The organism is Candidatus Poriferisodalis sp., from assembly GCF_965208485.1.
Lineage (GTDB): Bacteria > Actinomycetota > Acidimicrobiia > Acidimicrobiales > Poriferisodalaceae > Poriferisodalis.
This window is the reverse complement of record NZ_OZ242344.1, coordinates 3,972,445-3,985,931: the sequence shown is the minus strand read 5'-3', so window position 1 is coordinate 3,985,931 and position 13,487 is coordinate 3,972,445. Positions and strand designations below refer to the sequence as shown.

The window sequence follows — 13,487 nt, the reverse complement described above, 5'->3', positions numbered from 1 at the left end:
CGATCAGCAAGCGCCGATCGCCGCCAGGGGATTCACAAACGACTTGAGGCGGGTGCGATTCTCTGCACCGCATGATCCGCAGCGGTGCCTCGTCACCGGCTCGATCCAGCCAGTGGTCGGACTGAGAAGCGAGTGACCGCAGCTTGCACAGTCCAAAGCAACGATCGGTACATGCGTCTCTTTTGCAAGCATCCGCTGGACCGCCAACATGCGAAGGGCGCACTCGTCGACGATCTGCCCATCCAGCACCACAGGTGAGTACGTCTCGTCGAGATGCAGGTGTGGGCCTCCATCGCCGTCGACCCAAGCGTGAACGTGAATCCCTACGTCCTCGGGTCGAGACATCGTCGAAACGATCGCGCTGTTCGATGGCCACATCGCGACGGCCGCAAAATCGCTGGACCGGATGTTCAAGGGCCGATGCACGCGCTGAGGTGGTGGCGGTGGCGGCAGGCCCAAGTCTCGCTGCAAGTTGGCGAGCGGATTCGAGATCGACGGCACCTTGTCCCAGAAGTTGCGACCGCAGCTATTGCACTGGTGCTTGCGGTGGGGCTGTGTCGCGAACTTCTGTTCGTCGATGTGAATCTCACGACAATGCGGGCAAGGCAGTGGCACCATCTCTTGCGATGTCAAGCGGCTGACGGCGAGCGCTTGGGCGGCCATACTCTCGACCACGGCCTCCGCGGTGCCGTTCTGCAACCGAACGATCTCGAAGGAGCTGTCGATCAACTTCTTGCTGCCAGCGGATTCTCGGAAGTGGACATGCACCTTGCCAGGCTCGGTAGGTATGTCGCCGATAGCGATCCCCGGCGGCACGACGCCCCAAAGCGCCACCTCGCCTTCGCCGAGACAAATGTCCCGCTGGGCGTGGCGCGGCACCGGCTCGAACCAGGCACCGGAACACGCAGGCAGCGGCTGGCCGCTGGGATCCGATGCCTCAAGGCCGTGCGTCCGGCACCACCAGTTGGGCTTGCCGTTGCGCTTCTTGACCTCGTACCTGATGTCGCACGGGCCGATGCCCTTCTTGGTCTCCGGAATGTTGTGGTTGCAATGCTTGTCCATGGTTCCTCCCATCTCGCGCTTGCTTCCAACCTCGGCGGTTCCGAGGCACCCAGATTACCATTCTAACGAACAGAACCTGTTACAATGAACTTTTGAGCAACAAATATGGTTTCTTGCAGTCGTGGACGCTGCGAGGCAAAGGGAGAGACCATGACTGAGGGATCAGTTCCTATTGGCGCGCCCCCGCGGCCTGACCGCATCCGACTGGCGCGGGATCTGCGTGGGCTCACACAGCGCGACGTCGTAGACCGCATGGACAACCCGATCTCGACGCCCGCTCTGAGTCAGATCGAAGCAGGCAAGCTACGCCCGGCCGACGAGACGGTCAACGAACTGGCCAGCGCTCTGGGTGTACCGCCGTCGTTCTTCGCTGCGCAGTGGCCCACGACGAGCAACCCGGTCACGTTCTTCCGCAATCTCCGGTCGACAAGCGTGCGTGAACGGCGACAGGCGGCGGCGCGTACACAGCTGCTCGCGGACTTCACGACCGCCCTCGAACAGCATGTGCGGCTCCCTGAAGTCTCGGTGCCGCCAATTCCCGTGGCGCGAGGCGCTTCGTCCGACGAGATCGAGAGCATCGCGATGCGTGTTCGTGACGGCTGGGATCTCGGTCGTGAACCGATCGCGCATGTCGTACGAACGCTCGAGCGTCGCGGCATCGCGGTCGCTCGGCTGCGTACCGGTTCCACGGCCGTCGACGCATTCTCAACACCGGACGGCCGGCGACCTCTTGTGCTGTTGACGGACGACAAGTCCGACAACTACGCCCGATCTCGACTTGACGCGAGCCATGAGCTCGGGCACCTCGTAATGCACCGCGACGCGGAGCCTGGCTCGAAGGAAGTCGAGCGTCAAGCACAGGAGTTTGGCTCCTGCTTTCTGTTGCCCAGTGAGTGCGCTCTGGAGGAGCTGCCGTCGCGGCTTGATGCTGCCGGTTGGTCGCGGCTCGCCGAGATGAAGCGCATCTGGGGCATCTCCATCGCTGCGTTGCTTTATCGGGGACGTTCGCTGCGCGTCATCTCGCAGGACGCGTATCAATCGGCCATGCGCTACATGTCAGCGCGCGGTTGGCGTAGGCAGGAACCCGGCGATCTCGAGATGGGCGCACCCGAGGCGCCGCTACTGCTGGAGCGAGCCGTGCGGCGTGCCGAAATCGAGCTGGGGATTCCCATCGACGAACTTGCGCAGTCCGCTCATCTCCCGCTCGATGACATACGAGGTTTGCTCGAAGCCGCCGTCGACAGCCGGCCGACAGTGGAGCTCTAACCGGAGGACGGCAAGTTCCCGATCGGCACCTGCGTCGGTCAGCAACCACCCCGCGCGTCAGAGATGCGGCGGACCCATTTTGAGGCCGGACGAGAACGCAAGGACCCGCCGAAGCGGGCCCCGCACCCAGCCACCGAAGCGCCTGGGGGGATCTGCTATCAGGCTACGACCGTCCCTGATGGCTACGACGACGCGAGATGCGTGACTTACTCGCCCGGCGATTCAGGATCCTCCTGAGGCAGTCGCGGAGGAGGCGGGGGCGCCTTGGCGTTCGGCCTTGGCAAGCCAAGCACATCGCCCAAGCCCGGCCAGCGCCGCCTGCGGCGTCCGCCCACTAGCAGGAGCCTTACGGCGACTAGCGGCCGCTCGTCGAACTTCGGGAGACTTAACTCGGTTTGTCATCCGCATTGCTTTCGACAGACTTCAGTTTCGCGCTTGTCCTACTCACGAACGCGTCGAATTCCCGACGGAGAACGAAGAGGAGCCCAGTTGGCGACGAAGCCCTCAACCCAGCAACTCGGCAACATCGGAGTCAGCGCAGTGGGTCTCAAGTTGGAGCGAGAGCCGTTCTGGTGGGGCATCATCGACAACTCACGGGACGATCGAGGTATCGATTTTCTCGCGAACGTTCGCGATGCGAGTCTGGATCCGCATGAGTTCCGAATCGGGGTCCAAGTCAAGACGGGAGACTCGTACTTCCGACGGCCGAAACGTGCGGCCGACCACCGCATCACCGGTTGGTGGTTCGCGGAGTCCAACAAGAAGCGCTTCAACTACTGGCTGGGATGCGACACGCCCGTCTTGCTAGTGCTCCACGACGAAGCCCAAGACGCGTCCTATTGGGTACGTGTCACGAAGAGGACAGTCATCTCGACTGGCAAGGGCGCCAAGATTCTCGTACCCAAGCATCAGACGATCAGCGAGCAATGCAAGGGTCGGTTGCTTGCTGTTGCCGTTCGACAGGGCGGGTCGCTCGCGCTGGAGGGGACTGTTCTCTCGGACGGACTTGGCGAGATTCCGTCCAGACGGCGATTGCGATACGCGCTTGTCGTGCCGCGGATGGCTTCGCCGCACCCACGGACGTCCCTCGAACGCCCGATTGATGCCTACGAGGCGGTCGCCCTGCTGGCTCAGGGCAACTTCCGGGAGCTGGACGAGATGGCCGATCGGCATGAAGAAGTGCCTCGCCCCGACGCAGTGCCAGTGGACGCGGACTGGGCGTGGCAGTTCACCGGGGCGATCTGGCACTGGCTGGCGACCGACGGACTCGACAAGCTCGAAGAGATCCACGCGTCCGCTCCGGACCAGCACTGTGCAACTGCCAGCGGCGTCCTACTGGCCTGCGCCCTATGGCGTCAAGAACGGCGTGAGCGCGCAATCGCGCTGCTCAATGCCCTCGTCGAGCGTGACGACCTCGATGCACTCGATCAGGGATGGGCCCTCGTTCAGCGCAGTCGGTTTGGCGCCGATCTCGGTGAGTTTGACCAGGCTGAGACTGACGTCGCAACGGCGCAGCAGTTGCTCGAAGCGGTTCACGACGACTCCACAGTTTCGGCACCCATGGTGTCGGCGCTCGCCGCCGGGGCTGTTCGAACCCTCGAAGTCATCGCCTCGACGAGACGATTCCGAGACGACACGGAGAACGCCGAATCCATAGACGCCTGGGTAGCCCAGCGACAAGACGCCTACCTAGAGCTTCTCAAGGCGTCCGACACCACCGTCTCCTGGTGGCGCTCCCAAGACTTAGCCACTGCACTCGGCCGAGAACAGGACACCAGCTTCAACGCGTGGACCTCGGATGACCCACCTCGGCGCGTGTTCGGCGGTCCGATGCCCGAGACGAAACTCTTTGCCGCCGAGCTCAATGCCGACCTCGCAGGAGAGCACGGGCAATGGAAGGCCCTCGCAGCTCGACGAGGGATTCAGTCCCTCATGCGCGCGGCGTCTTTCCCCGACACAGCGATCGAGCTAGAGGAGGGATTGGATGCTCTCCGACGCTGTGGCGATTCGGGGCGCCTTACCAAGGCGATGCGTCATCTGCTCAAGGTCGGCCCCCTCGCGCCAATCGCCGCCTCGATGGCCAAGATCCCGACGTCAGAGTGGACCCATACCACGGCAAGAACGAACTTCGAGGCGCTCGCACTCGCCGGCGACCTTCTGGACGAAGCGGCTGCGGATCGGTTGCTTGAGCAGTGTGCTCGCGTCGCGTGCGGCGAGCCGACCGAACTCGGTTGCACACAGGACGAGGGCTACTTCAACAGGCCTTCCTTCGCGACGGAAGCTGCCGCTGGCGTGCTGCCGGCCGCGTCCCGCACTTCGCACGACGGTTTTGCTGGTTATCTGGCCCGGCTGCCGGAGGTTCCGCCGGTCACGTTTCGCCGTGGCCTCACGAACGCTCTCTTCTTCTTGGATTACGAGCAGATCGGCCCTGGGAACCGTCAAGCGCTGCTTTCGCTCGCAGAACGCGGCGACGCTGTGCTGAGCGCCACTGTCCGGGGTTGGTCGGCGAGTCACGGCGATACTGTCGCCGCACGTTCGCTGACGCAGGCTGCTGCGCAAGGCGACATCCACTCGTTGGCCGAGATCAAGGACGCGTCGGCATTCTCGGACTCCGAGAGAGCTGCGCTCATGGACAATCTGGAAGGCCATGTCGAGCAAGCCCGCGCCGACGCACTCGCAGGTAAGGGCAACAGCGGGAGCAGCGCATTCTGTCATGCGCTCACCCGGCTGAACTTGAGGCTCCCGGGAGCGGCACGCTGGGAGCCGATAGTCGTATTCTTGGGCGAGCCTCGAACCTTCCTGGCCCTTCGCGATTTTGTGGGATGAGGGTGGGTTGAGGGTCCGCAGGTAGGGGTCGAGGCCCTGCTGGGATCGGTGTTTGGAGACGCCGAACCCTGGAGGGCCTCGATGAATCGTGATGTTATGTCGGTGCGGCTGTGGCTGCCGCGGATCGAGGTGCTGGGGGTCGTGGTTGACGCGCCTGAGCGGCTGGCGGTGCGGGTGGGCTCGACGGTTCGGCGCCCGCGGTGCCCGGACTGCGGGACTGCGAGCGGGACGGTCCATGACCGGCGGGAGCAGAAGATCCGGGATCTGGAGGTCTCGGGCCGGCCGACCATGTTGTTGTGGGATCGGCGGCGCATGGTCTGCGATGGGTGCGGCCGGCGGTTCTTGGAGCACTGCCCGGTGTTCGAGGGCCGTGTCACGGCGCGTCTGGCGCGGCGGCTGGTGGCCGATGCCCGCGAGATGACCGTCAGCGCCGTGGCGCGCCGTCATCGGGTGGGCTGGCATGTGGTGATGGGTCTGGTGATCGCCTATGCGGGGCTGGTCGGCGAGCACCGCCGTCGGCAGCGGTGCCGGGTGCTCTTGGTCGACGAGACCTCGATCCGCAAGCGGCACCGCTATGTGACGGTGCTCGTGAACGGCGACACCGGTGAGACCCTCGCCATGGTCCCTCACCGCAGCGAGGCGGCCCTGTCGGGCTTCCTGGCCGCTCAGGGGCACCGATGGTGCAAAGGCGTGAAGGTCGTCGTCTCCGACGGGTCGGCGGCGTACGCGGCGGCGATCGCCAAGCGGCTCGGCCACGCCCGCCACGTGCTGGACCGCTTCCACGTCGTCAGATGGTTCGCGGCCGGCCTCACCGCGGTGCGACGCGACGTGCAGCGCCGCCCGGAGGGCTCAAAGCCGGCGTTCGATCCCCAGGTATTCCGGGCCAGGTTCGTGCTCATGCGACGCCCGGACACGCTCGACGGCGCCGAGCGGGCACGCCTCGACGCCCTCTTCGAGGACCACCCGCGGCTCAAGGCCGCGTGGGACGCGCTCGGCGAGCTGCACGGCCTCTATCTCGCCAAAGACCGCGAAGGCGCCCTCGAAGCGCTCGACCGGTTCGCCGACATCTACGGCAGCGGCCAGATACCCGAGTTCAGCAGCACCGTGGACACCTTCTTGGCATGGCACGAGCAGATCCTCGACTGGCACCACGCCGGGCGGCCCAGCAACGGACGCATCGAAGGCACCAACAACCTGCTCCAAGTCCTGCGCCGCCGAGCCCACGGCTTCACCAGCCACGCCAACTTCGAAGCCCGCGGCATCCTCGCCACCTAACCTCATGCCGCCGAGCCCAGCAGCCCGAATCCCACAAAACCGCGAAGGCTCTTTTTTTCGGCCTGATTACTTTCTCGACGCCGCGATCGGAGGATCGCGCGGAAGGGAGGAAATCACCATGACCGACACGCAGATCGATAGAGGAATACCCGGCGCCTCGGACTCAACGCCCGAGCCGACCAACAGCGCCTCTGATTGCTGTCCCGACGCGACGCAGGCTCTCCCGTCACCGGACCCCGATCATCACGGAGACGACTCGATCAACGCGGCGATTGATCGAGTCAAAGATCGGCTGAACCGGTGGCCTGGCATTTCGGAGGACTCCGCCGAGAATCTTGAACGCCTCGGCGGTCAGTTCCTCGAATGTCTCGTCATGTCCACGGGTGACAGTTGGCAAGCCACGACCGGCGAGATGTTCGATTGGTTCCACGCAGGCGGATTCACCCATCCGACCACGGGCCGAAAGCTCGCCACGGCCCGAGGGTCTCGGTCAGTGCGGGGCTAGGGCGCATTGCGGGCCGTGCTGGTTGCGCGGGATCCGGGGCTGCTCGCGCCCGACAGCGACTTGGTGCTGCGGGTCGATCCCCCGGTCGTCGCCGACCCGATCAAGGAATTGCCGAGCAGTCACCCCGACCGCATTCACGCGATGGTCATGCGGTACCGGCCGCGGGCCAAGTCCGAGGACGAGGCGCAGAAGTTGGAGTCACTCCTGCCGACAATGCGTGACTGGGTCCTGTCCGCCGGTCCGTCGGAAGCCAAGACGGCGACGAAGTGGATGCGCATCGTCGCGAATGCGCTGCTGTGGGCGGACCACACGCTCGGCACGACTGACGAGGCGTACGTGCTGCATCGGACCAACATCGACGTATTCATCAGCACGGCGGAGCACGCGGGGAAGAACGGATGGCGCGGTGCGTCGCGCCAAGCCCTGTATCGGATTAGCCGCGCCAGGTTCCCGGACCAGTGGGACGAGAAGCCTGTCGCGATCCGCAAGAACGAGACTCCCGAGCCGTATGCCCCTGTCGATGAGTTCTTGTTCCGCGCGGCGGCGCTCCTCGAAGGCAAGCGGTCGCGCCGAGAACGCCTGTGGCTCACAGCCGCTCTTCTCGGCGCCGGTCTCAGCATCGCCGACGCGGCCAAGCTCGGCCCTTGGAGTCTGGTTGACCTCGACGACGGCCGGATCGGCATCCGGGTCGACGGTGACCTGCCGCGCATCGTCCCGGTACGCGCGGCCTACACCAGCCTCGTCCTAGAGGCCGCCAGGCTGTGCGACCAGCGGGCGTTGTTCGTCCCTGCCGATGCGCCAGCGAGGCCCTACAACCTGTTCGCAAAGATCCGGGTGGAGGGTCTCGGTCGCCTGATCGTCGCGCGCGCCCGCGCCACGTGGGTGTGCGCCCACATACAGCACGGGACGGCGCTCGCGGATCTTCACGCCTACATGGGCCGCATGAGCGCGGCGTATCTGCAGGCGATGCTCGATCACTGCGACGGTCCGGCCGACCCCCTCGCGGCAGCAAATCGGGGGCTAGGCGCGTGACCCGCCGTCCCAAGCCCGCTCCGGAGCTTCCGCCGGGGGAGGTCGCGCGGCGCCTGGCTCTGCGCCGGCCTCCCCCTGACGACCCGACGGGGACGATGAAGCTGTCCATGCCCGACTCGGGGCACGTCAGCGAACTCGTCGAGACGATCACGGCGTCCGGAGTGCTGGCGTATCTGCAACGCCGCGTGAAGCCCAAGCGGGGCGGCGGCTCCCGCCTGCCGCTGCTCGCTCTGCTCGTGTCGATGCTGTACTGCGCCGGGGAGGGCAATAGCTACTGGCGGCTGAGCCTCACGAAGTTCATCGCGTCCCTGCACCCCAATGACGCAGTCCGTCTCGGCGTCCACACCTTCGAGAATCTCGAAAAGCCCATCACCTACACGATCATCTGCAAGCAGGCCAAGCGCGTCGAAACGGCGTTGCGCCAGGGATGGACAGACCACGACGGGACGCGCTGCGACTGCCAGTGGTTCATCGACTCGATGCTGCGTGCGTCAGTTCCCGCCGAGGTCGCCCGGCGCGTCCTGGCAATCGCGATCGACAGCACAGACTTCCCGACCTGGGCGGCTCGACGCCTGTGGAGAGCAGACGACGTGCCGGTCACCGACGAAGAAATCGTCAAGCTCAACAGAGTCGCCCGTCCCCGCAAGGGCGCCGAGCGTCGCAGGTTCGCGGACCCGTAGGACGTCATCGGCCATCGCCGCACCAACGGCAAGCGCATCGTGGGACGGGACCCCGACGCCGGGGCCGGTCATCGCAACAAGTCAGGCGACCACGAGGAGGGAATCTTCTACGGCAGCCACGTCACACTCGCAGTGGCCACCAAGGCTCGTCGAGTGACCGGGAACCGCAAGAAAGCCAAGTTCGGCCAAGACGAGAACGCCTACGTCGTCGGTGCCGATCTGAGCGCAGCGGGAACCAGCGCCGCAACGGTAGGCGTGCACGCCGCGGTCAGCGCAAGAGAAGTCTGCCCCAACGCCTGCGACGCGACAGCCGACATCGGCTTCACGCAACTGCGACCGACGTTCAACCGGACGATGCACGAGATGGACTTCCACGTCACCATGGACATCAAGCCCATGTATCTCGAAGCGGCACGGCCCGTGAAGATCGGCCCGCACGGATACCCCGCGTTCATCCACGGGGGCGCGCTCCTGGTCGCGTTCACGCCCAAGAACATGCGCGTCCCCGCACCGGACCTCAGCGACGAGGAGCTGTTCGACTTCTACGAGCGGCGCAAGCCATTCGAACTCATCGCCGTACAGCACTTCGACAACGGCGACAAACAATTCGTGTCCCCCATACACCGCGGCCACCTGAATGTTGACCCGAACAAACGAACCGGCGCTCGCGGCCAGCCCCTGTACCCCCGACCGGCCGACTTCGAGGAACACTTCGGCGAAATCCCCGACGACGTCATCTACCAGCGATTCATTACCGTCGGCGTCGAACACCTCGACGACTTCCAACTGCCGCCACACGGCACCCGCGCGCAAGACGAGAGCTACGGACGGCGACAGCAGAGCGAGAACGCGATCGGGCAGATCAAAGAGGACTACGGCCTCAGCCCGAAGAAGTGCCGCATCATCGGCGACGGCGGACGGACAATCGCGGCGATCTCGCGCGTCGTTTGGTACAACCTCAACATCACCCGCAAAGCCAAGAACGAGAAGCAGGCACGGCGAGCCGACAACGCGGCCAAACCCAAGACACATCCGCTCCAAAGCGTCGCCATCCAGGACGCTGCGACCACACCCGACGACAACAACGACAGCCCTGAGATCGCAGAGCCGCGCGCCCCGCCCTAGAGATCACGCATGTCGCACTCACTAGGCAGGCGGCCGAAGCGCCGTCTGCCTAGTCGCGCCCGCGAACAGGAACAACGCGGCCCGCAGCACGCCCGCTGACCCACCGACACGCCGACAGACCCCAAGAGTGCGCCCGAACGGCGGCCAATCAGGTCGAATGGACCCGATTTCACGGATACCGGCCAACATCCACACCCGTTATTGGCCAACGTGCCTAAGTGGCGGGGGCAGGATTTGAACCTGCGACCTTCGGGTTATGAGCCCGACGAGCTTCCAGACTGCTCCACCCCGCGGCGAGAGGGACAATCTTACCAGCGGCCCTGCAAGATCGGCAAGGCTGAGCGCGGGGCTTCGCTCAGCTCACGGTTGAGGGCGGCTGAGCGGCTAGGGCGCCTCGGAGTTCGAGGCTCGACAGCTGACGCTTGCGCCGCCTCGGACCTTGTTCGAACGCAGTCCCGCAGCGGCGCGAAGCAGCGCTCATCGACTCACCCGACGACTGAACTGGCGGGGCGGGGCCGTCAAGGAATCATCTCACGGAGATGTGATCGTGCTTGATCCGTTGGCATCAGCCCGCAATCGCCCTCGTCCATAGCGACGCTCGACCCGCGAGTTAGCCGGTGGCGGTTTGTTCGAGCATGCGGGCGGCTCGGGCGATGAGGCGCTCGGCCTCGTCGACGGCCTCCTGGTAGGCAGCCAAGTCGCCTTCACGCAGCGCGGCGTCAGCTCGGTCGAACGCCGTGGCGGCTCGCCCGAGCAGATCGCTCACATTGTCAGTGTCGGGCGTCGAAGCCGGATCGTCAGCCTCGTCGTCGGGCGCAACGGCGTCTCGCTGTTCGTCATCGGGGTCGGCCCGCGTAGGCCGTATCGTCCCGTTGCCGATGTCGATGTCCGCGCCGCCGATGGCCTTCTCGATCGCTCCCTCGAAGGTCTCGGAGATCGCAACGTTCGAGCCGATGCCTGCGATCACCAGTTGCAGCTCGGGCACCGCCGTCGGACCGGTGGCCGCGATGAACAGCGGCCGCACGTACAGCAGAGAGTTCTCCACCGGGATCAGCAACAGGTTGCCGGGCCGCACCACCGAGCCGTTCTGGTTCAGCAGCGTCAGCCGCTCGGAGATCTCCTCCTCGGTCTGGATGTTCGAGTTGAACAGTGCCGGACCGTCGATCGGCTGATCCGACCGGATCTCGAACACCTGGATGTCCCCATAGCGGTCGGGGTCGTTGTGGACCACCATGAAGCCTTCGAGGTTCTTGCGGGAATCGTCCTCGGAAAACGGCACGAACGGCCGGAAGCTCACGAACGACACAGCATCGTCGCCCGGCAATCGGAACAGCAGGTACTGCGGCGAGATGCGGGCCTCGACCGTGGCGATCACCTGCCCAGTCGTCTCGTCCCGCACCGTCTCGACCGTCGTCTGGCCGATCGAGTCACCCGGGTCCTGTGCCACCGCCCACGCACCGGCTGCGTCGTAGAACTCCGACGGGTCGCTCAGGCGGTACCGGCCCCACGCATCGGTCTGCACCCGGAACAGATCCTCGGGATAGCGGAAGTGCTCCTGCAATTCCATCGGCGGCGGGCCCTCAGCGAACAGGTCCGGGAACTGCTTGATGTACGACTGCACGATCGGGTCGTCTTCGTCGACCACGTAGAAGGTGACCGTCCCGTCATGGGCGTCCACCACGGCCTTCACCGAGTTCCGCACGTAGTTGACCGTCTGGCGCAGGTCGCCGCCGAGCGTTGCCGCCCGCGGGTTGGTCCGCTGCGCGTACGGGAACTGCGTGGTGGTCGTGTAGGCGTCGAGCACCCATTTGACCTGCCCGTCGATCACCACCGGATAGGGGTCGTTGTCGTAGGACAGGAACGGGGCCAGCAGACGCACCCGCTCTTCGATGTCACGGTTGTAGAGGATCCGGCTGTCGCCCTGGATCTCCCCTGACACCAGCAGGTTCGGCTCGCCGAAACGCACCGCGAACGCCAGCCTCCGGAAGATGCCGCCGATGCCGACGCCGTCCTCACCGTCGTAGCGGGTGGTCTCGGTGCGGTCGTCGTCGTCCTGGAAGTCGACCTCGGCACGCTGGGCGCCGACGATGGCGTAGCCGACGAGGCCCTCGCCCACATACAGCCCCGGTTCGTCCAGCTCGAGCGCCTCCGCGCCCGATTCGGCGGCGCCGGGGATGTCGCCGAGCACATATGCCGGACGTCCGTTGGCATCCACACCATTGGCCGGCGCCGCCGCTACGCCGTAGCCGTGGGTGTAGGCGACATGCTCGGTCTCCCAAGTGTCGGTGGGCAACTCGGTGGGCCGCAGCTCACGGGCCGCCAGCACGATCTGGGTGATCTGACCGTCGATCTCGTAGCGGTCCACGTCGATGTCGCGGAAGTCGTAGAAGCTCTTGATGCCCTGGGTCTGCTGGAACGTGTCCTGCATCACGGCCGGATCCAGCAGCCGCACGTTGCGCACCGTCTCGAAGTTGTTCTCGATGTCGGTAGCGGTCAGCTCAGGTTCGTAGTTGAACTCGCTCGTGGTCACGGCGTCGAGGCCGAGCGCGATCCGGGTCATCTCGATGTTGCGCTCGATGTACGGCGCCTCACGGGTGGACTCAGAGGGCTCCACTTGGAAGCGCTGGATAATGGCGGGATAGGCAGCGCCAGCCAAGCCGGCCACAACCGCCCACAGCGCCACCGCGATCACCGGGTACGTGAAGCCGCGGCGCCAGATGTTCACCACCAGCAGCACGAAGCTGAACGCGCTGATGACCATGAGCAGCTGCAGCACCGGCAGCTGGGCGTTCACGTCGGTGTAGGTGGCGCCGTCCACGAAGCCCCGGGTGGACAGCGTCAGCTCGAATCGGTCGAAGTAGTACCCGACGGCCTTGATCAGCGCCAGCAGACCCAGCAGCAGCGACAGGTGCGCCTTCACCTGAGGCGTCACCCGGCTGCCCGCCGGCGCCTGCACCCGGATGGATCCGTTCAGGTAGTGCCAGATCGCCGTGAAGATGAACGTGACCAAGACGGCCGCGAACGACCAGCTCACGAGGAAGTTGAAGAACGGCAGGCGGAAGACGTAGAAGCCGATGTCACGTCCGAACTGCGGGTCTTCGAGGCCGAAGTCGGCGGCGTTCACGAAGAACAGCCACGATTCCCACTGGCCCGAGACGCCCGCCCCGACCATGAGGGCCAGGATCAGCGCCACGGCGATGCGAATGAGGCCGCGGCGCCGACCGCTCATCCGGCGCCAGCGGACAGCGATGTCCTCGGGCTGACCCGCTGCTGCAGCGCTGGCAGCCAAACGCTCGGCGATGAAGAGGTTCACCCACAGCAGAACGAAGAAGACCGCCGTGAACAGCAGGCCGAGACCGACCTTGGCCCACAGCACCCTCCACCACACCGAGGCGTAGCCCAAGCTGTCGAACCACAGATAGTCAGTCCAGAATCCGGCGATGCCGCGGATGGACAGCAGCAGGACGAGGCCCGCGGCAGCGATGATGCCGATGATCAGCTGGAATCGGGTGATGCCCCGTGGACGCGGCGGCCTGCGGGGCCCGTCCGGACCGCCTGTGCCCGGCGGACGGCGGGGACCATCGGGCCCAGAAGGCTGCTCGGATGAGGGAGGCGGCATGCCCTCAGGGGGACGCATACGGCAGCAAGACTACTGGGACGCGTCGCTGCGGCAGGCAGCGGACCGCCAAGTCGGCAGGCGCGTCGCGTAGGTTCAG

Annotated in this window: 9 protein-coding genes and 1 tRNA gene; 7 read left to right on the top strand and 3 right to left on the bottom strand. The window is 65.5% G+C overall.

Annotated elements, in window-relative coordinates; genetic code table 11:
* Positions 1-3: 3 nt before the first annotated feature.
* Positions 4-1,062, bottom strand: coding sequence for a hypothetical protein (locus ACOGXQ_RS18280; protein ID WP_419945034.1), 1,059 nt, complete (start codon positions 1,060-1,062; stop codon positions 4-6).
* Between the two features lie 150 nt (positions 1,063-1,212).
* On the opposite strand from ACOGXQ_RS18280, the gene ACOGXQ_RS18275 reads away from it, so the two are divergent.
* The 7 genes from ACOGXQ_RS18275 to ACOGXQ_RS18245 all read left to right on the top strand — a co-directional run bounded on the left by ACOGXQ_RS18275 (position 1,213) and on the right by ACOGXQ_RS18245 (position 9,771).
* Positions 1,213-2,328, top strand: a complete 1,116-nt coding sequence (locus ACOGXQ_RS18275; protein ID WP_419945033.1) for a helix-turn-helix domain-containing protein — start codon at positions 1,213-1,215, stop codon at positions 2,326-2,328.
* Positions 2,329-2,817: 489 nt separating this feature from the next.
* Positions 2,818-5,154, top strand: a complete 2,337-nt coding sequence (locus ACOGXQ_RS18270) for a DUF4365 domain-containing protein (RefSeq protein ID WP_419945032.1) — start codon at positions 2,818-2,820, stop codon at positions 5,152-5,154.
* Between the two features lie 81 nt (positions 5,155-5,235).
* Complete coding sequence (locus ACOGXQ_RS18265; RefSeq protein ID WP_419945031.1) at positions 5,236-6,429, top strand: ISL3 family transposase; 1,194 nt, start codon at positions 5,236-5,238, stop codon at positions 6,427-6,429.
* Between the two features lie 118 nt (positions 6,430-6,547).
* Positions 6,548-6,934: a hypothetical protein gene (locus ACOGXQ_RS18260; RefSeq protein WP_419945030.1), complete on the top strand. Its 387-nt coding sequence runs from the start codon at positions 6,548-6,550 to the stop codon at positions 6,932-6,934.
* A 15-nt stretch (positions 6,935-6,949) separates the two neighbouring features.
* Positions 6,950-7,966 (top strand): hypothetical protein, encoded by a 1,017-nt coding sequence (locus tag ACOGXQ_RS18255; protein ID WP_419945029.1) that lies wholly within the window; start codon positions 6,950-6,952, stop codon positions 7,964-7,966.
* Entirely contained in the window at positions 7,963-8,646 is a 684-nt protein-coding gene (locus ACOGXQ_RS18250; RefSeq protein ID WP_419945028.1) for a hypothetical protein, read from the top strand. Before ACOGXQ_RS18255 ends, ACOGXQ_RS18250 begins: the two co-directional genes overlap by 4 nt.
* A gap of 39 nt (positions 8,647-8,685) precedes the next feature.
* Positions 8,686-9,771 carry a hypothetical protein gene (locus ACOGXQ_RS18245; protein WP_419945027.1) on the top strand — a complete coding sequence of 362 codons (1,086 nt, stop codon included), beginning with the start codon at positions 8,686-8,688 and terminating at the stop codon, positions 9,769-9,771.
* A gap of 219 nt (positions 9,772-9,990) precedes the next feature.
* Here ACOGXQ_RS18245 and ACOGXQ_RS18240 read toward each other — a convergent pair.
* Together ACOGXQ_RS18240 and ACOGXQ_RS18235 are read right to left on the bottom strand one after the other, a co-directional pair.
* Positions 9,991-10,064 (bottom strand) — tRNA-Met (locus tag ACOGXQ_RS18240).
* A 317-nt stretch (positions 10,065-10,381) separates the two neighbouring features.
* A complete protein-coding gene (locus ACOGXQ_RS18235) occupies positions 10,382-13,408 on the bottom strand; it encodes a UPF0182 family protein (RefSeq protein ID WP_419945026.1) in 3,027 nt (1,008 codons plus the stop codon).
* Positions 13,409-13,487 lie beyond the last annotated feature (79 nt).

Coding starts and splice junctions, on each gene's coding strand:
- ACOGXQ_RS18280 (WP_419945034.1), bottom strand. CDS start 1,062: ATGGACAAGCATTGCAACCACAACATTCCGGAGACCAAGAAGGGCATC.
- ACOGXQ_RS18275 (WP_419945033.1), top strand. CDS start 1,213: ATGACTGAGGGATCAGTTCCTATTGGCGCGCCCCCGCGGCCTGACCGC.
- ACOGXQ_RS18265 (WP_419945031.1), top strand. CDS start 5,236: ATGAATCGTGATGTTATGTCGGTGCGGCTGTGGCTGCCGCGGATCGAG.
- ACOGXQ_RS18260 (WP_419945030.1), top strand. CDS start 6,548: ATGACCGACACGCAGATCGATAGAGGAATACCCGGCGCCTCGGACTCA.
- ACOGXQ_RS18235 (WP_419945026.1), bottom strand. CDS start 13,408: ATGCGTCCCCCTGAGGGCATGCCGCCTCCCTCATCCGAGCAGCCTTCT.